The 19,836-nt window shown below is 51.1% G+C and carries 18 protein-coding genes; 10 read left to right on the forward strand and 8 right to left on the reverse strand.

Annotated features, from left to right (window positions below; translation table 11 throughout):
* Window positions 1–103: 103 nt before the first annotated feature.
* Window positions 104–739: a peptide-methionine (S)-S-oxide reductase MsrA gene (gene msrA / locus I2123_RS04340; protein WP_112168341.1), complete on the reverse strand. Its 636-nt coding sequence runs from the start codon at window positions 737–739 to the stop codon at window positions 104–106.
* Window positions 740–1,053: 314 nt separating this feature from the next.
* On the opposite strand from msrA, the gene tamA reads away from it, so the two are divergent.
* Genes tamA through I2123_RS04355 form a run of 3 tightly spaced genes read left to right on the forward strand, consistent with a single transcriptional unit; the run spans window position 1,054 to window position 6,924 of the window.
* The gene (gene tamA / locus I2123_RS04345) at window positions 1,054–2,733 is read left to right on the forward strand and encodes an autotransporter assembly complex protein TamA (protein ID WP_274611822.1); all 1,680 of its coding nucleotides are present in this window, start codon (window positions 1,054–1,056) and stop codon (window positions 2,731–2,733) included.
* Entirely contained in the window at window positions 2,730–6,545 is a 3,816-nt protein-coding gene (tamB, locus tag I2123_RS04350) for an autotransporter assembly complex protein TamB (RefSeq protein WP_213051858.1), read from the forward strand. The genes tamA and tamB overlap by 4 nt, the downstream gene beginning before the upstream one ends.
* 31 nt (window positions 6,546–6,576) lie before the next feature.
* Complete coding sequence (locus I2123_RS04355; RefSeq protein WP_112164563.1) at window positions 6,577–6,924, forward strand: gamma-glutamylcyclotransferase family protein; 348 nt, start codon at window positions 6,577–6,579, stop codon at window positions 6,922–6,924.
* 123 nt (window positions 6,925–7,047) lie between these two features.
* Here the strand turns inward: I2123_RS04355 and ppa are convergent, their stop codons facing one another.
* Entirely contained in the window at window positions 7,048–7,578 is a 531-nt protein-coding gene (ppa, locus tag I2123_RS04360; protein ID WP_112164564.1) for an inorganic diphosphatase, read from the reverse strand.
* 317 nt (window positions 7,579–7,895) lie between these two features.
* Here ppa and I2123_RS04365 point away from each other — a divergent pair, with 317 nt between their 5' ends.
* Entirely contained in the window at window positions 7,896–9,467 is a 1,572-nt protein-coding gene (locus I2123_RS04365) for a methyl-accepting chemotaxis protein (protein WP_213051859.1), read from the forward strand.
* Between the two features lie 124 nt (window positions 9,468–9,591).
* Here I2123_RS04365 and fbp read toward each other — a convergent pair whose 3' ends face one another.
* Entirely contained in the window at window positions 9,592–10,596 is a 1,005-nt protein-coding gene (fbp, locus tag I2123_RS04370) for a class 1 fructose-bisphosphatase (RefSeq protein ID WP_112164566.1), read from the reverse strand.
* A gap of 167 nt (window positions 10,597–10,763) precedes the next feature.
* Here fbp and mpl point away from each other — a divergent pair, with 167 nt between their 5' ends.
* Window positions 10,764–12,149 (forward strand): UDP-N-acetylmuramate:L-alanyl-gamma-D-glutamyl-meso-diaminopimelate ligase, encoded by a 1,386-nt coding sequence (gene mpl, locus I2123_RS04375; protein WP_112164567.1) that lies wholly within the window; start codon window positions 10,764–10,766, stop codon window positions 12,147–12,149.
* A gap of 292 nt (window positions 12,150–12,441) precedes the next feature.
* On the opposite strand, the gene yhcN (I2123_RS04380) is transcribed toward mpl, so the two are convergent.
* The 3 genes from yhcN (I2123_RS04380) to argR form a co-directional block, all read right to left on the reverse strand.
* Window positions 12,442–12,705, reverse strand: a complete 264-nt coding sequence (gene yhcN / locus I2123_RS04380; protein ID WP_112164568.1) for a peroxide/acid stress response protein YhcN — start codon at window positions 12,703–12,705, stop codon at window positions 12,442–12,444.
* A 193-nt stretch (window positions 12,706–12,898) separates the two neighbouring features.
* Complete coding sequence (gene yhcN / locus I2123_RS04385; protein ID WP_213051860.1) at window positions 12,899–13,162, reverse strand: peroxide/acid stress response protein YhcN; 264 nt, start codon at window positions 13,160–13,162, stop codon at window positions 12,899–12,901.
* A gap of 482 nt (window positions 13,163–13,644) precedes the next feature.
* The gene (gene argR / locus I2123_RS04390; protein ID WP_112164570.1) at window positions 13,645–14,115 is read right to left on the reverse strand and encodes a transcriptional regulator ArgR; all 471 of its coding nucleotides are present in this window, start codon (window positions 14,113–14,115) and stop codon (window positions 13,645–13,647) included.
* A 463-nt stretch (window positions 14,116–14,578) separates the two neighbouring features.
* On the opposite strand from argR, the gene mdh reads away from it, so the two are divergent.
* Complete coding sequence (gene mdh / locus I2123_RS04395) at window positions 14,579–15,517, forward strand: malate dehydrogenase (protein WP_213051861.1); 939 nt, start codon at window positions 14,579–14,581, stop codon at window positions 15,515–15,517.
* A gap of 59 nt (window positions 15,518–15,576) precedes the next feature.
* Here mdh and I2123_RS04400 read toward each other — a convergent pair whose 3' ends face one another.
* Window positions 15,577–15,849 (reverse strand): helix-turn-helix domain-containing protein, encoded by a 273-nt coding sequence (locus tag I2123_RS04400; RefSeq protein WP_112164572.1) that lies wholly within the window; start codon window positions 15,847–15,849, stop codon window positions 15,577–15,579.
* A 688-nt stretch (window positions 15,850–16,537) separates the two neighbouring features.
* Here I2123_RS04400 and I2123_RS04405 point away from each other — a divergent pair.
* Window positions 16,538–16,897, forward strand: a complete 360-nt coding sequence (locus tag I2123_RS04405; RefSeq protein WP_112164573.1) for a DNA-binding protein — start codon at window positions 16,538–16,540, stop codon at window positions 16,895–16,897.
* 52 nt (window positions 16,898–16,949) lie between these two features.
* Here the strand turns inward: I2123_RS04405 and ispB are convergent, their stop codons facing one another.
* Window positions 16,950–17,921 carry an octaprenyl diphosphate synthase gene (ispB, locus tag I2123_RS04410; protein WP_112164574.1) on the reverse strand — a complete coding sequence of 324 codons (972 nt, stop codon included), beginning with the start codon at window positions 17,919–17,921 and terminating at the stop codon, window positions 16,950–16,952.
* 259 nt (window positions 17,922–18,180) lie between these two features.
* Here ispB and rplU point away from each other — a divergent pair, with 259 nt between their 5' ends.
* The 3 genes from rplU to I2123_RS04425 all read left to right on the forward strand — a co-directional run bounded on the left by rplU (window position 18,181) and on the right by I2123_RS04425 (window position 19,810).
* Window positions 18,181–18,492 carry a 50S ribosomal protein L21 gene (gene rplU / locus I2123_RS04415; RefSeq protein ID WP_056782448.1) on the forward strand — a complete coding sequence of 104 codons (312 nt, stop codon included), beginning with the start codon at window positions 18,181–18,183 and terminating at the stop codon, window positions 18,490–18,492.
* 18 nt (window positions 18,493–18,510) lie between these two features.
* The gene (gene rpmA, locus I2123_RS04420) at window positions 18,511–18,768 is read left to right on the forward strand and encodes a 50S ribosomal protein L27 (protein ID WP_112164575.1); all 258 of its coding nucleotides are present in this window, start codon (window positions 18,511–18,513) and stop codon (window positions 18,766–18,768) included.
* An 85-nt stretch (window positions 18,769–18,853) separates the two neighbouring features.
* Window positions 18,854–19,810 (forward strand): DMT family transporter, encoded by a 957-nt coding sequence (locus tag I2123_RS04425; protein WP_112164576.1) that lies wholly within the window; start codon window positions 18,854–18,856, stop codon window positions 19,808–19,810.
* The last annotated feature ends 26 nt before the right edge of the window (window positions 19,811–19,836 follow it).

A 19,836-nucleotide genomic window follows, 5' to 3' on the forward strand; every position in this document is an offset into this window, starting at 1 on the left:
AAAACAAAGATAATTGCCAGAAATAGTTTTAATGGGCCACATTTGTGACCCGCATAGTATAGCAGCAGCACTGAGACCGCCGCCAGCGCTTAAAAATCCCGCATTATTGCGGTGGCAAACAGACGCCAATTCCGCCTAAACCGCAGTAACCTTCCGGATTTTTAAACAGATATTGCTGATGATCGTCTTCTGCATAATAGAACGGCAGGGCTTCGCTGATTTCAGTGGTGATGGTGCGTTTGTCGTTCGCGTCGTCCATCGCCTGCTGGAAACTCGCCAGACTGGCCAGCGCCTGATCCTGTTGCTCTGCGCTCAGCACATATAACGCCGAACGATACTGTGTGCCGATATCGCCGCCCTGACGCATGCCTTGTGCCGGGTCATGATTCTCCCAGAAAATCTGCAACAGCCTGGCATAGCTGATAACCGAAGGATCAAAGACCACGCGCACCACTTCCGCATGGCCGGTCTGGCCGGTGCAGACTTCACGGTAAGTCGGGTTCGGGGTGAAACCGCCGCTGTAACCGGCTGCCGTACTATGAACACCTTCCAGTTGCCAGAAGAGGCGCTCTACGCCCCAGAAGCATCCCATCGCAAAAACCGCGACTTCCATATTGTCAGGAACATACGTCATCGAATGACCATTCACGGCGTGAGTCGTTGCCACTGGCATCGGTGTTGTACGGCCAGGTAACGCATCTTCTTGATTTACTACATGCGTTTTGTCGGAAAGTTGCACCACGGGAGACTCCATTTGTTGCATTAGTGAACAAAATTAGTAACAGAGATTAATGACCAACGGGTCACTCTTAGTTGTATCTGATTGCGTCTTTGCACACAATACGGGGAACGTTGCGCCGTCGTTGAACATTTTCACTGGATTGGCACTAAACTGCCTTCATCAGACATTAAAAGCTGAATCTGCCAAAGATGGGCAGATTTTCTCCGGCGGGCATCTGAAATTTTAACAGGACAGCAAAATTAGCAGGAGTGCGTGTGCCACGATATCGTGAACTGGGTTTGTTATGTGTACTGCTCGCCCCCTCACTTTCCATGGCAGCGAAAGTACGTTTGCAGCTGGAAGGCCTGGATGGCGATTTGGAAAAAAACGTTCGCGTGCGTTTGTCTTCTATCGAAAGCGATGAAGTCGGGGCGACGGGTCGGTTTCGTGCGCGCGTCAGCGCCGCCATTGAGCAAGGTCTGCGGCCGCTGGGCTATTATTCGCCGACGATCGATTTCGATTACCGTGAGACACCCCCGCCGGGACGTCCGGTACTGATTGCAAAAGTGACGCCGGGTACACCGGTCAAAATTGCCGGGACGACAGTGGTTATCACCGGGCAGGCAGATAAAGATAACGAATTCGAAAAACTGAAAGAAACGCAGGTTCCTGCCGTGGGCACCATTCTGAACCATGGCACCTACGAACACTTTAAAAGTTCCCTTACCGGTGTGGCACTGCGCAAAGGATACTTTGACGCCAACATGCTGAAAAGCCAGCTGGGCGTCATCGAAGATGAACATAAAGCGTTCTGGGATATCCAGTTTGACAGCGGCGAGCGTTACCGCTTTGGCGACGTGCATTATCAGGGTTCGCAGATCCGCGATGATTACCTGCAAAATCTGGTGCCGTTCCACAAGGGTGATTACTACACCTCCGCGCAGCTGGCTGAGCTGAACCGCCGCCTGTCTGCCACCGGCTGGTTCAACTCCGTCGTGGTTTCACCTGATTTTACCGATGCCAAAGCCAGTAAAACCTTGCCGCTGAATGCGCTGGTGTCACCGCGTACCGAAAATACTATCGAAACCGGTGTCGGGTATTCCACAGACATTGGCCCGCGCGTCACGGCCAACTGGAAAAAGCCGTGGGTCAACGATCGCGGCCACAGCTTTGAAACCTCGACCACGCTTTCCGGTCCGGAACAGTCTTTAGATCTGAGTTATAAAATTCCGCTGCTGAAATCCCCGCTCGAGCAATATTATTTAGTGCAGGGCGGTTTCAAGCGCGAAGACCTCAACGATACCAATTCAGATTCCACCACCGTCAATCTGGCGCGCTACTGGGATCTCTCCAGTGGCTGGCAGCACGCGGTGAATCTGCGCTGGAGCCTTGACCACTTTACACAGGGCAGTGTCACCAACACCACGATGCTGCTTTATCCGGGCGTCAGCCTCAACCGTACGCGTCAGCGTGGCGGCCTGATGCCGACCTGGGGGGATTCCCAACGGTATTCTCTGGATGTCTCCGATACGACCTGGGGGTCTGACGTCGATTTCGCCGTCGTTCAGGCGCAGAACGTCTGGATCCGCACGCTGGAAGACAAACACCGGTTTGTCCTGCGCGGCAATCTGGGCTGGATCGAAACTAATGATTTCGAACGTGTGCCGCCGTCCTTGCGCTTCTTCGCCGGTGGCGATCGCAGTATTCGCGGCTACAAATACAAATCCATTTCTCCGCGCGACGATGAAGGCAAACTCACCGGTGCGTCCTATCTGGGTACCGGCTCGCTGGAATATCAGTACAACGTGACCGGAAAATGGTGGGGCGCGGTGTTCGTCGATTCCGGCGAAGCGGTGAATGACATCACGCAAAACGATTTCAAAACCGGCGCCGGTGTGGGTGTGCGCTGGGCTTCACCGATCGGCCCGGTGAAACTGGATGTCGCCGCACCTGTCGGCGACAAAGATGAGCATGGATTGCAGTTTTACATCGGTTTAGGTCCGGAATTATGAGTTTATTTAAGAAAATCTGCCTGGGATTCCTGATCTTCCTGGTGCTGCTAATCGGCCTGGTGGCCTTCCTGGTCGGTACGCAAACCGGCCTGCATCTGATGATCAACGGCGCTAACCGTTTTGTACCGGGGCTGAATATCGCCAGTACCGAAGGCGGATGGCGTGATCTGACGCTCAAAGGCGTGCACTACGAAATGCCGGGTGTGGATGTGAAAGCCGGAGAGTTTCATCTCTCTGTCGATTTCTCCTGCCTAAAAAACAGTGCGCTGTGCGTCAATGCGCTGCGGGTCAAAGACGTCAATGTGGTGGTGAACACCAAAGAGATGACGCCCGCACAGCCGCAACCGGAACCCGAAAACAGCGAGCCGCTGACCAACCTCAGCACGCCGTATCCGATTACGCTGCGCGTGCTGACGCTCGAGAATATCAACGTGACGCTGGATGACCGCGCGATTTCTCTGGCGTCGTTTCGCACCGGCGCGCATTGGGAAGGGCGCGCAATTCAGCTGATGCCAACCCAAATCGGCGGATTACTGATCGCACTGCCGAAAACACCGGTCAACCCGTTACCGGATTTGGTGCAGGCTGCACAGGATAAAGCGGTGGAGAAAGCCACCGGCAAACCGGCCGAACCTGTTGCCGTAGTGCCAGAGAAGCCACTGGGTGAGACGTTGCAGGAGTTGTTCGCCAAACCACTGCTGCCTGAGTTACCTGATTTCCGGTTGCCGGTCGATCTGGATATTCAGCAAATCACTGCTGAAAACTTACGCCTGACCGGCGATACCGACGTGCTGATCACCCGCTTCGAACTGAAAGCCAGTACCCAGGATCAGCTTGTTAAGCTCGATAAATTGATGATCCGTTCGCCGCAGGGCTCGCTGGACGGGATCGGGCAGGCGACGCTGAATCAAAACTGGCCGGTGGACATGACCATCAATACCGCCGTGAACGTCGATCCGGTCAAAGGTGAAAAGATCAAACTCAAGGTCGCGGGCGGTCTGCGCGACAAACTGGACGTCGGCCTGAATCTTTCCGGCCCGGTGCGTGCGCAGCTGGCGCTGCAAACTCAGCTGGCGGAGGCCGGTTTACCCGTTGAACTCAAACTCAGCAGCGACGCCTTACAGTGGCCGCTGGCCGGTACGCCGCAGTATCAGGTCAAAAACTTCAAACTGAACTTCAGCGGTAAAGCGACGGATTATGCGCTGTCCCTGCGCTCCGATTTTAAAGGCGACCAGATACCGCCTGCCACGTTGACGCTGGACGGTAAGGGTAACGTTGAGCAGTTCAGGCTGACGCTGCTGCGTCTGGCGGCGCTGGAGGGGAATACAGACCTGACCGGCGTGGTGGACTGGAGTAAAGCCATTAGCTGGAACAGCGAACTGAAGCTGACCGGTATTAACACCGCCAAACAATGGCCGGACTGGCCTGCGAAATTGCAGGGCAAAATCGCCACACGCGGCAGCCTCTACGGCGGCACCTGGCAGGTACAGGTGCCGGTACTGGAGCTGAACGGCAACGTCAAACAAAACGCCGTCAAAGCGCAGGGCAATTTGCGCGGGAACAGTTACGGGCAGTGGGATATTCCGCAGCTGCATCTTGAACTGGGCCGCAATAATCTGGATGTGAAAGGCAAACTCAGCGATACCTGGGATCTGGACGCCAAAGTCGATGCGCCGCACCTCGACGGCGCACTGCCGGGGCTGGGCGGCGTGGCGAAAGGGATGCTGCAACTGCGCGGGGACCTTAAGGCGCCGAAGTTGCTGGCTGACCTGACGGCGACCGGTCTGAAATGGCAGGCGCTGACCATCCGTCGTGTGGATGTAAAAGGTGACGTCAGTTCCACCGACCAGATTCAGGGCAATCTTGCGGTACGCATTCAGCAGCTTAAACAGGATGCGCTGAATATCACTGATATCAATCTGGACGCCAAAGGCAACGAGAAGCAGCATCAGCTGACGCTCAAGGTCGATGGCAAACCGGTCTCCGGGCGTTTGGCGCTGAGCGGCAGTTTTGACCGCGCGACAGAAGAATGGAAAGGTAACATCACCAATACATTGTTCGATACGCCGGTCGGCGAATGGCGTCTTAACCGGTCTATCGCGCTGGATTATTTCAACAAAGAGCAACGCATCACCGTCGGCCCGCACTGCTGGCAAAATCCGAACGCCAGTCTGTGCGTCCCGAAAACCATTGATGCCGGTGCCAGCGGGCAGGCGAGCGTGGTGCTCAACCGCTTTGATCTGGCGATGGTCAAACCCTTCCTGACCGATGATACGCGGCTCAGCGGTGTCTTCAGCGGCAAGGCTGACGTGAGCTGGAAAGCCGACGGCGGATTGCCGCAGGCCAGCGTTTCGCTTGTCGGTAAAGGCGTGAAGGTGCAGCAACTGGTGCAGGGGAGTCCGCTGCCCATTGCATTTGATACGCTGAATTTGAATGCCGGGCTGAACAATGGACGCGCGACGCTCGACTGGCTGATCCGCATCGCCAACAACGGCCAGCTGGATGGCAACATTCAGATTGCCGATCCGCAGGGCAAACGCAATCTCAGCGGTAACGTCAATATCACCCGCATCTCGATGGCGCTGTTGCAACCGGCACTGATGGACGGCGAGAAAGCCTCTGGTATTCTCAACGCCAATCTGCGACTGGGCGGCGACGCGCAGAAGCCGCAGGTCTTCGGCAAGCTGGCGCTGAGCGGAGTCGATTTCGACGGTCAGTTCATGCCGTTCGATATCACCGACGCCAATATCAACATTAATTTCAACGGTATGTCATCGCTGATGGAAGGGGTGATCAAAACCGCGCACGGCCAGCTGGAGCTTAACGGCAACGCTGACTGGAGCGAGCTGAATGCCTGGCGTGCCCGGATCGCGGCGCGCGGCGATCGCGTGCGGGTTTCCGTGCCGCCGATGGTGCGTCTGGACGTCTCACCGGATCTGGTGTTCGACGCCACGCCGCAGCTCTTCTCGCTGAACGGCTCCGTCGATATTCCGTGGGCGCGTATTACGGTGCAGGAGCTGCCGGAAAGCGCGGTCGGCGTATCGTCCGACGAAGTGATGCTCAACGATCAGCGTCAGCCGATCAAACCGGCAACGGCCTCAATCCCGATCAACAGCAATCTGATGGTGAATATTGGCAAGGATGTGCGTCTGGATGCGTTCGGCCTGAAAGCCCGTCTTGAAGGCGCGTTGAAAGTCGCACAGGACAGCCGCGGTCTTGGTCTGAACGGCCAAATCAATATTCCTTCTGGCCGTTTCCACGCGTACGGACAGGATCTGATCGTACGTAAAGGCCAGCTGTTATTCTCCGGCCCGGCGGACCAGCCGCTGCTGAATCTGGAAGCGATCCGTAATCCGGATGCGACCGAAAATGACGTTGTGGCGGGTTTACGGGTCACCGGCGAGGCTGATTCGCCGAAACTTGAAATATTCTCGGATCCGGCGATGTCACAGCAAGAAGCCTTGTCCTACCTGCTTCGCGGGCAGGGATTAGACAATTCTGGCGGCGATAGCGGCGCAATGACCTCAGCACTTATCGGGTTGGGGGTTGCACAAAGTGGTAAACTTGTGGGTAAAATCGGCGAGGCGTTTGGTGTCAGCAATCTGGCACTGGATACTCAGGGCGTGGGAGACAGCTCCCAGGTGGTGGTCAGTGGCTATGTTTTACCGGGTTTACAGGTGAAATATGGCGTCGGGATCTTCGACTCACTGGCAACACTCACTTTACGCTATAGGTTGATGCCGAAGCTTTATCTGCAGGCGGTATCGGGCATCGATCAGGCATTGGATTTACTCTATCAGTTTGAGTTCTAATTCATGTGACTTTTACTATACGAATATAAACATGCGAATAATTGTTTACGGTAGTCTGCGACGCAAGCAAGGCAACAGTCATTGGATGACGAACGCTCAATGGTTGGGTGACCATGAGCTGGAAGGGTATGCGCTTTATAATCTGGGGCACTATCCTGCTGTCATTCCAGGGGAAGGGAAGGTCTATTGCGAAGTGTACCGCATAACCTCGTCTATCTTAGCCGAGCTGGATGAACTGAAAAGTAATACGAAAGATTATCGTCGCGAGCTGATTTCGACGCCGTACGGCAGCGCCTGGATTTACCTCTACATTCGCTCACTGGATGGTGTGCCGAGAATAGAAGGTGGTGACTGGGTGAAACGTAACGACGCGGTGTAGTGAGTGATTTGAGCAAGGTCGTCGAAAAATAAACGTTGTGTATCAACGCGTAATACATAAAAAAACACCGCCATCTGGCGGTGTTTTTTTTCGTGCAGAGCAAGCGATGATTTACAGGATCAATTACTTGTTTTTAGCACGTTCGAAAGAAGCCACGATCTCTTCTTTCGCGGCAGCAGCATCAGCCCAACCGTCAACTTTCACCCATTTCCCTTTTTCCAGCGCTTTGTATTGCTCGAAGAAGTGAGTGATCTGGCCGCGCAGCAGTTCTGGCAGGTCGTTCACATCTTTGATGTGATCGTATTCTTTGCTCAGTTTAGTGTGCGGAACAGCAACCAGTTTCGCATCTTCGCCCGCTTCGTCGGTCATTTTCAACATACCAACCGGACGGCAACGGATCACAGAACCCGGTTGCAGTGGGTATGGCGTTGGCACCAGAACGTCAACCGGGTCGCCATCCAGAGACAGAGTGTGGTTGATGTAACCGTAGTTGCACGGGTAGAACATTGCGGTAGACATGAAACGGTCTACGAACAGTGCGCCGGTGTCTTTATCTACTTCGTATTTGATCGGATCAGCATTTGCCGGGATTTCGATAACGACGTAGATATCTTCTGGCATGTCTTTGCCAGCAGGTACATTCAGTAAGCTCATGGTTGGTTTCCTTCAATTGAACCAGGAATAGAGTGCCGCACATTATAGCCAAGTCTCCCGTGAATTCCCGTCCTTTTCTCCGAATGTCGCTTCCGTATTTTCCGGCACGACCTGCTGTTGCGCAGCCGCAAAAACTGACCTTCTGGCAGTAAAATTCACGCCTGCGCGTTTTCACCGTGTAACTGCCTGTTTTTGCTTTTCTTATCAAGTATTTCAGCCAATTGCCGATAACTCTATTCAAATAAAAGTCAGGCTAAACCTGACCCCTACCACGATATGCATTTCTCCTTTTCACCTGAATCACTGGATAACACCGTATGTTGAATAAGCTGAGCGTAAAGGCCGGTCTGATCGGCCTGTTAGTGTTTATGACCCTGATTTTATTGCTGGTGAGCGTGCTGGGCGCCAATGCCATCAGGCAAAGTGCCACATCACTGCAAGAGATTAATCAGCTTCAGGGCGAGGAATTAGGCTCGCTGGCTGACAGCTACAGTTACTCATTACGAACCCGCGTCGCCAGCGGAGTCGCCGTTCGTCAGTTGGAAATCGGCATGATGGACGATGCGAAAGCAACGTCCGATCGCATCGCCGGTTACATAAAACAGGCGGATACCGATCTGGCGAAATTCGTCAGCATTGAGGACGAAACCCAGCGTGGCAGAGATTTATCGGCCGCGGTGAAAAAAACCTACGAGGCTTACAAAGCCAATGGGCTTATTCCCGTTCTTCAGGCTCTCCAGTCGCAAAGTGCTGACAGCTATTACGATGTGCTTGAAAACAAAATCACGCCGTACAGCAATGCCTACGACAAAGCGCTGACCGATTTTCGTGCCTATGCGGTGGATAACACCAATCAACGCATTGAGCAGGCACGTGCGCAGGCACGTATTCAGCTGACCATTATCGCTGTGGCTTTCATCGTCGCACTTACGATTGCGATACTGGCGTGGTTTGCGTTGCAAAAACTGATCATGCATCCGCTGACGTTTTCCATCGCTCAGCTGGAATACATTGCCAAAGGCGATCTGACCCACGACATCGACGATTCTCATAACAATGAGATGGGCCGCCTGCTGAAAGCGATGAAACAAATGCAAGATTCACTGGTGCTGTCGGTGGGGCGTGTCCGCGATGCAGGAAATCAGATTGATGTCGGCTCCCGCGAGCTGGCCGCCGGGAACGTGCATCTGGCGCAGCGCACGGAAGAGTCTGCCGCTTCGCTCGAGGAAACAGCAGCGAGTATGGAACAGCTGACTTCAACGGTACGCATGAACGCTGCAAACTCCGAACAGGCCAACCAGCTGGCGCAAAGCGTTTCATCTATCGCCGACAAAGGCAGTCAGGTGGTCAATCAGGTGATGGACAAAATGCAGGGGATTACCGACAGTTCGAAGCGTATCGGCGACATTATTACAGTGATCGACGGCATTGCCTTCCAGACTAATATTCTGGCGCTGAACGCTGCGGTAGAGGCCGCGCGAGCCGGTGAGCAAGGGCGCGGTTTTGCCGTCGTCGCGGGCGAAGTCCGCAATCTGGCACAGCGCAGCGCGCAATCGGCCAAAGAGATTAAAGAGCTGATTGGGGATTCGGAAAGCCGGGTGTCGGAAGGATCGAACATGGTGAAATCTGCCGCCGCGACGATGCTGGAAATCTCCAGCGAAGTGACGCGCGTGACCAGTCTGATGCGTGAAATCTCCATCGCTACTACCGAGCAAACACACGGCATTGAGCAGGTGAATGTGGCGATCACCCAGATGGATCAGGTCGCACAGCAGAACGCCGCGTTAGTCGAGCAGGCAACGGCGGCAACGCGTTCTCTGGAAGAGCAGGCGCAACTGCTGGCAGAAAGCATGGCAGTATTTAAGCTCAGCCGCACTGAACTGTACTAAACACGAAAGTCTGATTCTGCGCGCAATAAAAAAGGTGGCTCAAAAAGCCACCTTTTTACGTTGGGTCAACGCTAAGTTACAGAGGTATCACGTTCATTCAATGATGTTTTTTGTAGGGCAGGGATTATTCATCAGGGAATTGTGCGATAAAGCGTTCTGCATCTTCCACCATTGAGCTGTTACCGACGAAGAACGGTGCGCGTTCATGCAGTTTCTGCGGAATGATATCCAGAATGCGGTTTTTACCGTCGCTGGCTTTGCCACCGGCCTGTTCGGCCAGGAACGCCATCGGATTGCACTCGTACAACAAACGAAGTTTGCCGTTCGGATGGGTTGCCGTGCTCGGATAAATATAAATGCCGCCTTTCAGCAGGTTACGGTGGAAATCTGCGACCAGAGAACCGATGTAACGTGAGGTGTAAGGGCGCAGCGTAGCTTCGTCCTGCTCCTGACAATATTTGATGTATTTTTTTACGCCGAGCGGGAATTTGATGTAGTTGCCTTCATTGATCGAGTACATGCTGCCGGTAGCCGGGTAGCGGACTTTTTCATGGGAGAGGCAGAAAACACCGAGAGAAGGATCATAAGTAAAGGCATGAACGCCAACGCCAGTGGTGTAAACCAGCATGGTGGAAGAGCCGTAAACCACATAGCCGGCGGCGACCTGACGATTGCCCGGTTGCAGGAAATCGGCTTCGGTCACGGACTGGCCGAGAGGTGTGGTACGACGGTAGATGGAGAAGATAGTACCGACGGAGACGTTAACGTCGATATTTGAGGAGCCATCGAGCGGATCCATCAAGATGACGTATTTTGCATTTTCAGCGCGTTCGCCCTCGAAAATGACGATTTCATCTTCTTCTTCAGACGCGATGCCGGCAATTTCGCCGCGTGCTTTCATCGCTGCTTTTAACTTCTCATTCGCATACAGATCAAGTTTCATCTGTACTTCGCCCTGAACATTTTCTGCGCCGCTGGTACCAAGAATATCAACCAAACCCGCTTTGTTGATGTCACGGTGAATGATTTTAGCGCCGAGTTTTATTGCTGAGAGCAAGGCGGTGAGCTCACCGGTTGCATGAGGAAAGTCTTGCTGTTTTTCAACAATAAATTCGCCTAACGTTTTCATAACACGTTCCCTGAATCTAGGATGGATAACGGTTCGTTAATAAAACCTTTACAAGAGCGTGGGCAGTTTAGCCCAAATATATGGATGAATCATAGGCAAATCCATTTCTTCTGGAGGATTCTGAGCGGTAGAATAGCGGCTGACTTAAAGGCATTAATGGAAAATATATGCGCATTCATATTCTTGGGATTTGCGGCACGTTTATGGGCGGGCTGGCGATGCTGGCTCGTGCTCAGGGGCATCAGGTTACTGGTTCGGACGACAACGTTTATCCACCGATGAGTACGCTGCTGGAAAATCAGGGGATTGAGCTGATTAAGGGTTACGATCCCGCACAGTTAGACCCTCAGCCCGATCTGGTGATCATTGGTAACGCGATGACACGCGGTAACCCGTGTGTCGAAGCCGTACTGGAGCAGGGCATCCCTTACGTGTCCGGCCCGCAATGGCTGCACGATCACGTTCTGCCAGAACGCTGGGTGATTGCCGTTGCCGGTACGCATGGCAAAACGACCACCGCCGGTATGGTGACGTGGATCCTCGAAGCCTGTGGCTATGAGCCGGGCTATGTTATCGGTGGTGTACCGGGCAATTTCGAGGTTTCTGCGCGTCTGGGCAACAGTCCGTTTATGGTGATTGAAGCGGATGAGTACGACTGCGCCTTCTTTGATAAGCGCTCTAAATTTGTGCATTACAGCCCGCGTACTCTGGTACTCAACAACCTCGAGTTCGATCACGCCGATATTTTTGACGATCTGAAAGCCATCCAGAAACAGTTCCACCATCTGGTGCGTTTGGTGCCTGGCAAGGGCAAAATCATCCTGCCTGAGCACGATACTCCACTCAAACAGGTGATGGCGATGGGGTGCTGGAGCGAGCAGGAATTTGTCGGCGAAACAGACGCCTGCACATGGGATGCGAAAAAGCTGACGCCAGACGCCAGCTCTTTCAATGTGTACCTGAAAGGCGAAATTGTTGGAGAAGTGAACTGGAATCTGGTCGGTGAACACAACATGCATAACGGGCTGATGGCGATTGCCGCAGCGCGTCATGTTGGTGTGAAGCCGGAAGATGCCTGTAAAGCGCTGGGTGATTTCATCAACGCCCGTCGTCGTCTTGAACTGCGTGGCGTGGAAAACGGTGTCAGCGTGTATGACGATTTCGCCCACCACCCAACTGCGATTCTGGCGACGCTCTCCGCACTGCGCAGCAAAGTGGGCGGAACGGCGCGTATTCTGGCTGTTCTCGAACCGCGCTCGAATACCATGAAAATGGGCATGAGTAAAAATGAACTGGCACCGTCATTGGGACGTGCTGATGAAGTCTTCCTTCTGCAACCGCAGCATATTCCCTGGCAGGTCGCCGAAGTCGCCGAACATTGCATTCAGCCAGCGCACTGGAGTGCCGATGTGGATTCCCTGGTGGATATGGTTATCAAGGCGTCGCTGCCTGGCGATCATATCCTGGTGATGAGCAACGGTGGGTTTGGTGGTATCCATGGAAAACTGCTGGCAGCACTGGCGGCGAAAGCCAGCGCCGCAGCACAGCAATAAGCGTCGATTCATCGAAATCAGAGCACAGCATTGGCTGTGCTTTTTTTTGTCATTTTTCGGGTGAATGGCCGATCAGCAGGCAAAAAAAAGCTCCCAAAATGGTATGGGAGCCAAAGGGTGTCGTCGGACAGGACGACGAGGGTATCGTTAGCAAAAGAGCGCGGCAGTGGCAGTGTCAGCTCTCTTCCAGCCTCAACAGCGTCGTTTAGACGATCTGTGGCTGTTGAACCCGGTACGCTAATTCAAAAAAATTCAAACAGTGGCTTTTGTTTCAGGGTAATAATCAGAAATCTTACTGGTAGATTTCTGCTGTCGCGTGATAAGCACCTTCGTTATGGGCTTCAATCACACGATAAGATTTTGCGCCTTTAGCATCAGCTTTATCAGACAGCTGCTGGCGGATATCGGTTGGCGCACCGTCTACACCGCTGACGCTGATCACACCCATAGATTGCAGGTTTTCAGCTTGCTGGTTAGTCACCAGTTGTGCGGCGGACGCACCGAAAGAAACAGCGGATAACAGACTAAGCGCGGCGATAGTAGTAATGATTTTCATGATAATTTCCTGATTTTACTGACGTTGATGCAATCTGAGAGAGCAACGTCGGTTCAAATTTAGATTTATCAGGGCTGTTTTACAGGGGTTCGGGGCGCGGTGAGCGTTCGGGAACGTAAAGCTGGCAGTGATAAATCCGTCTTGTGCACGGGCCTGATTCATTCAGGCCCCTTCGCTGGGTCTACCGGGTGACTTATTGGTAGATTTCTGCGGTTGCGTGATAGTTACCTTCCTGACGCACTTCAATAACGCGGAAAGCTTTAGCGCCTTTTGCATCGGCTTTGTCAGACAGTGCCTGACGGATATCAGAAGGTGCACCGGCTACGCCGCTGACGCTGATCATCCCTTTTGCCTGCAGATTAACAGCCTGATCCTGAGTAACAGGTTGTGCTGCGAAAGCACCAAATGACAGAGCAGAGAGAATGCTTAATGTTGCGATTGTAGTTTTAACGTTCATGATTTGACCTCGTCGAATTTATTATGTGTTCCAACAACTGGTGTCTCACACCACGGAAATGAGTATACATCTAGTCACTACAAATATTAATAGTTTGCTAATAGTTATTTGGGTGGTTATGTGTGGTCTATTGGTGTTTTTAATAACGGAAAGTAATAAAAAACGTCTATAAAACGTTCTTTTGGTGATAATTATTTGTAAAATCAATAAATTGAGTGAATTTGACTATCTGTGCTTATTTTTGTAGTCAATCACATCATTGAAATATTTATGTGACGGAAATGGGCGTGTTGTGACGGGAGTTAACAGAATCAGGTGGATGAGGGATGCCGTGATTTCTCAGGAAAGGGAGGTTTCTGCGGAGCAGGTGAGAGTTGATCAATATAAAAGATGGGCAAAGCGACTGGCCTGAGGTCAGAAATTCTGTTCTTCTGACCCCCTGCACAGAATGGGAGCGCGTGGCCATGTACGATAACAGCGGCTTATAGCTCCTGTTCGAACAAACTCAAAATGGCGTCGTGCAGCTGCTTCACGCTAAAACCACGCGCCGGAGTGGTGAAAATCGTGTCATCACCCGCGATAGTACCGAGGATGCCTTCAGATTTACCCAGTGAATCAAGCAAACGCGCGATCAGCTGTGCAGCACCGGGACTGGTGCGGATAACCACGACGGCTTCATTGTAGTCGATATCCAGCACCAGATTCTTCAGCGGGCTGGTGGTGGTGGGCACACCTATCTCTGCTGGCAGGCAGTACACCATTTCCATTTTAGCGTTACGTGTACGTACCGCACCGAATTTGGTCAGCATCCGTGAGACTTTGGACTGATTGATGTTTTCGAACCCCTCTTCCTGGAGTGCGACGACAATTTCGCCTTGAGAGCTGAATTTCTCTTCCTTCAGCAGTGCTTTGAAGGCTTTGATTAAATCTTCCTGTTTGGCAGGATTACGCATTTTGCACCCTGGTCTCTTGAACATCGTGAAGCTGATTATGCAGATAATTGCATTTTTATGCAACACACCTTCCGGAGGTAAATCGCTGATTCACCACTGCGCAAGGAATGTGACGGATGTCGCATCAGAGGTTTTTTCATGAATATGCCAAAATTTTGCATTGCAGGTGGATTTTACGACCCGATGAGTGGAAGTGATGACTTCGATTCAGCTCACACAATGAACCAAATTTAACCATTTATTAACCTGACAGGTTTTGGGGTGCTACTTTTAAGGGAAGCTTTCCGATAAAAAGTCATAAAAGACCGGATAAAGGCCGTTTAAAAGTATTTTTTTACTTTCTAAACGACCCATCTCAGATTCTCTGCAGGTGAGCGATTGTTTTTAACAGCGTAAGTGATTAAGGTCACAACCAAAATAATTCCACGACACTTATAAGTTAATGATAAAAAAGGAGTATAGGATGAAAGTTGCAGTTCTCGGTGCTGCGGGTGGTATCGGTCAGGCCCTCGCACTTCTGCTTAAGACCCAGCTACCTTCCGGTTCCGAACTCTCATTATATGATATCGCACCGGTGACGCCGGGCGTTGCTGTCGATCTCAGTCACATCCCAACCGCGGTTAAAATCAAAGGCTTCTGTGGCGAAGATGCCACGCCAGCGCTGGAAGGTGCGGATATTGTCCTGATTTCAGCAGGTGTGGCGCGAAAACCAGGTATGGATCGTTCCGATCTGTTCAATGTTAATGCCGGTATCGTTCGTAATCTTATCCAACAGGTCGCGAAAACCTGCCCGAAAGCCTGTATCGGGATTATTACTAATCCGGTTAACACCACAGTCGCCATTGCGGCAGAAGTGCTGAAAAATGCCGGTGTGTACGATAAAAACAAACTCTTTGGAATTACGACACTCGATGCTATCCGTTCCAACACTTTCGTTGCGGAACTGAAAGGCAAGCAGCCAGATGAGATTGAAGTACCGGTGATCGGTGGACACTCCGGTGTGACCATCCTCCCACTGCTTTCTCAGGTTCCTGGTGTGACGTTCAGCGACGAAGAAATCACCTCTCTCACTAAGCGTATTCAGAATGCAGGCACCGAAGTTGTCGAGGCAAAAGCCGGTGGCGGGTCTGCAACGCTGTCGATGGGGCAGGCAGCTGCACGCTTCGGCCTTTCATTACTGCGCGCTATGCAGGGCGAAAGTAACGTAGTGGAATGTGCGTATGTGGAAGGGAAGGGCGAGCATACACGTTTCTTCGCGCAGCCTGTTTTGCTGGGCAAGAATGGGATTGCTGAACTGCTGGATGTCGGCAAACTAAGCGCGTTTGAGCAGCAATCGCTTGAATCCATGCTGGATATCCTGCGAAAAGACATTGAGCTCGGTGAACAGTTTATTAATAACTGATGCTGCACCTTTATCACCGCCGGTGTAACCCGGCGGTGATAAATTATACCCGCCGTGATTTATTCACGAGAAGCATTAGGTGTACGGCAACGACGTTCGATGATCTTAAAGGTCTTCGCGTCAAAATAGCGGCTTGGCCAGATAATTGAAGGATGAAGCCCAAGCGCGCTTGCAATGAGGAGTTCCCCTTTTGGCCACGGCCGTGATAACGCGTTTGATAAGGTTGAAGAACTTAAGCCTGCCGAGCGTGATACCGCCGCCAGCGTGGTTCCTTTCTTTCTTAGCGCAGCAATGATATCAGCCTGATGCCAGTCTTCGTTCCTTGTGTTCATGATGGCTTCCTTATTTGTTCAAATATAGTTTTCGAATGTATTTTATTTAAATATATATTCTGCGGTTGTTTTTTTCAGATGTACTCATTCAAATCAATGTTTCCGAAAAACCCGCATCGCTTTCATTGAGAAAATACCTTCTTATTCTGATTAAAACAAACAAGTAAATTCGTGTTGCTTTTTGTGATTAGCGTCAGTTTTTCTAATGTATTACGTGCAAGTTTGAAATCACGTAAAATGGATAAGTTATTCTATTGTGCGTTTTTTGATCTTTATCATCCATTGCCATAATGGATGAGGTTTATTAATAAATAATTCGCTATGTTTTGATAAATAAAATCTGTTTTATTTTAAGTGTTTATATTTTTAATTGTTGTTTTTTAAGGTTTTATTTTGTTTTTATCTTTTTTGCTTTCGACTTGAGTCCGTTTGTTTCTAAAAAGTGGGTATTACGCCATTCATTCAGTTGTTGATAAAGAAAATTCATGGAAACTTTGTGAGTCATCAGTAGACTCATTTCGAAAAATTGAATATCTTCTTTCCGTTAAATAGACGTTTTCCTTAATGGCCGGAGTTAAATTCATCTCTAAAATAAACACCGGAGGTTTCAGGAAAGTATCGGCATTATTCTCATGGATTTATAACAGAAACTTTCTTAGTGGTTTATGTAAGAAAGAAAAGGATCGTTATGAAAAAAGAGTGGTTCGCAGCAAAGGAATTAACCGGTAAAGAAGGGCTCCCAACTTCAACACAAGGCGTGCATGGAATGGCACGCAGGTTATGCTGGATTAAAAGGAGAAGACGCGGTGTACAAGGGCGTGCGGTGGAATATCACATCGACAGCCTGCCCGTTAATACGATCGCCAGTCTGGCGATGAACGAGCATTCTGCGGAGTATGTCTATACCTCGCATCAGGACCCTCTGGCAATCTGGATTGAAAGCTATAAGCAATTGAGAGAACCAGAACGTGAAACGATGATCGCGTTTATTGTGAGAGAAGGCGTTTCGGAAGTGTTAAACAGGTTGCGCAAGCCTGACGAAAACTAGCGTTGAAAACTGTCGTACCTGCCTGATAAGTGCCAGGTACGACAGATAAACATCAGAAGTCGCGTTTGACTGAAAGATGCGCCAGGCCTTCAAGTGCCGAGCGATAGACAGAGTCTGGCAACACCTGAAGTGCCTTAATGGCCTTGTCAGCTTCTTCTTCGGCCCGCTGACGGGTGTATTCCAGGGAGCCCCATTGGTGCATGGCTGCCAATACTGGTTCCAGTAAATGGCGCCCATTACCTTCTTCGATAGCATTACGGATCATGGCCGACTGTTCTTTATCACCATGCTGCATCGCATGCAAAAGCGGCAATGTCGGTTTACCTTCATCAAGGTCATCGCCGGTATTTTTGCCCAACGTTTCGCCGTCAGCATCATAATCAAGCAAATCGTCAATCAGCTGGAATGCAGTGCCCAGGTAACGGCCGTAATCTTGCAAAGCAAGGATCTGTTCCTGAGTTCCGCCAGCCAGCATGGCAGAAGACTGAGAGGCAGCTTCGAACAGACGCGCTGTTTTGCTATAGATAACCTGCATGTAGCTGTCTTCAGTGATGTCAGGGTCGTTACAGTTAATCAGCTGCTGTACTTCGCCCTCTGCAATCACATTGACCGCTTTAGCCATCAGGGCCAGAACCGGCAGCGACTCCAGATCGGTCATCATCTGGAATGCACGGGTATAGATGAAATCCCCGACCAGGACGCTTGCGGCATTACCAAAAGCGGCGTTGGCAGTGGCTTTACCCCGGCGCATATCCGATTCATCGACAACGTCATCGTGCAATAACGTGGCGGTATGGATAAACTCAATCAGTGCAGCGACTTTGATGTGCTTGTCGCCTTCATAAGAGAGCGCTCTGGCCGCCAGCACTGCAATCATTGGACGGATGCGTTTACCGCCACCGCTGATGATGTAATATCCCAGTTGATTGATGAGTGAAACTTCGGAGTTCAACTGTTCAAGGATGGATGCGTTGACCGCAGCCATGTCGTCCTGAGTAAGATCGATAATCTGTTCTAGGTTCATTGTGTTTTTTCGGCTGTTGTTCTCTTCACCGCAATGAGATCTGGCTCACATTGGCACATGGCGCTAACTGTAAAGGGGATTGTACTTGAAAAACAGTGTAGATAAATGATAACGAAAGAACTGCGCTTTTTTTCTTCTTTTGTGGTCATTGTGCTCTTGTCTTACTCTGATTTTTTGCGTAGAATTCGCGCCCTATTGTGAATATTTATAGCGCCCTCTGAACTATACAAAGTTGAGTGCGCGGAAAGCGGAGTTTTATATGTACGCGGTTTTCCAAAGTGGTGGTAAACAACACCGTGTCAGCGAAGGGCAGACTATCCGCCTTGAGAAGCTTGACATCGCAACTGGCGAAACGATCGAGTTTGATCAGGTTCTGATGATTGCAAACGGTGAAGAAATCAATATCGGCCTGCCATTAGTTGCTGGCGGTATCGTTAAAGCTGAAATCGTTGCTCACGGTCGTGGCGTTAAAGTCAAAATCGTTAAGTTTCGTCGTCGTAAGCACTATCGTAAGCAGCAGGGCCACCGTCAGTGGTTCACTGACGTTAAAATCACCGGCATCAGCGCTTAAGACTAGGAGAGCGGAACAATGGCACACAAAAAGGCTGGCGGCTCCACACGCAACGGTCGCGATTCAGAAGCTAAACGTCTGGGCGTAAAACGCTTTGGCGGCGAAGCAGTACTGGCAGGCAGCATCATCGTTCGTCAGCGCGGCACCAAATTCCACGCTGGTATCAACGTGGGTTGCGGCAAGGACCATACTCTGTTTGCTTTGGCTGACGGTAAAGTCAAGTTCGAAGTTAAAGGCCCGAAAAACCGTAAGTACATCAGCATCGACGCTGAATAAGTTTTTCTCGTCTTAGTAAATAGATGTAAGCCCCGCAACTCGTTGCGGGGCTTTTTACATTCTGGTTAGCCCATTCTGGCGGAATATGGACAGTAAATCGCAGGCACCTGTTGGGATTATGTTAGCGCTGATCACTGCCATGAGTTGGGGCTCTTTGCCTATCGCCATGAAGCAGGTATTAGTGATAATGGATCCCTTTACAGTGGTCTGGTACCGGTTTTCAATGGCTGCAATTGTGCTGGGCTGCATTCTTGCTGCAAAGCGCCGTTTGCCACCCAGAGTGATTTTCAGTCGGCCACGCTGGCTGATTTTAGTATTGATAGCCACCTGCGGATTGATGGGGAACTTCGTTCTTTTTAGTTCTTCACTGCAATTTTTAAGTCCAACGGCTTCTCAGGTTATCGGTCAGCTTTCCCCAGTCGGCATGATGCTGGCCAGTGTGATTATCCTGAAAGAGAGGATGCGGATCACGCAGGTCATTGGGGCCACTATGTTGATTTTCGGATTGATATTGTTTTTCAATACCAGTCTGATTGAGATATTTACCCGTCTGACCGATTACACACTCGGTGTGTTATTTGGCGTCGGGGCAGCAACGGTTTGGGTTATTTACGGTGTGGCGCAAAAGGTTCTCTTACGCCAACTCGCCTCGCCTCAAATCCTGTTTTTGCTGTACACTTTATGTTCTATCGCATTGCTCCCGCTGGCCAGTCCGGCGATGCTTTCACAGCTCAGCGGCTGGCAGTTTGCCTGTTTGTTGTTTTGCGGCGCGAATACCTTAGTAGGATATGGCGCCTTAGCGGAAGCGATGGCGAGATGGCAGGCATCGCAGGTTAGCGCATTAGTGACGCTGACCCCATTGTTTACCCTGCTATTTTCAGATCTGTTAGCACTTGCCTGGCCAGGCTATTTTGCCGCACCAGTGCTCAATTTTGTAGGTTATCTTGGGGCATTTGTGGTGGTGGCGGGTGCAATGTTTTCCGCAGCGGGCCATCGTTGGTGGCCTCGTCGGACAGAGCAAAACCTGGTAGCTAAACTCTAGCTGCCCGGCGAATGATTTACGGAGAC

This window comes from Rahnella inusitata, assembly GCF_018288855.1.
Taxonomy (GTDB): domain Bacteria; phylum Pseudomonadota; class Gammaproteobacteria; order Enterobacterales; family Enterobacteriaceae; genus Rahnella; species Rahnella inusitata.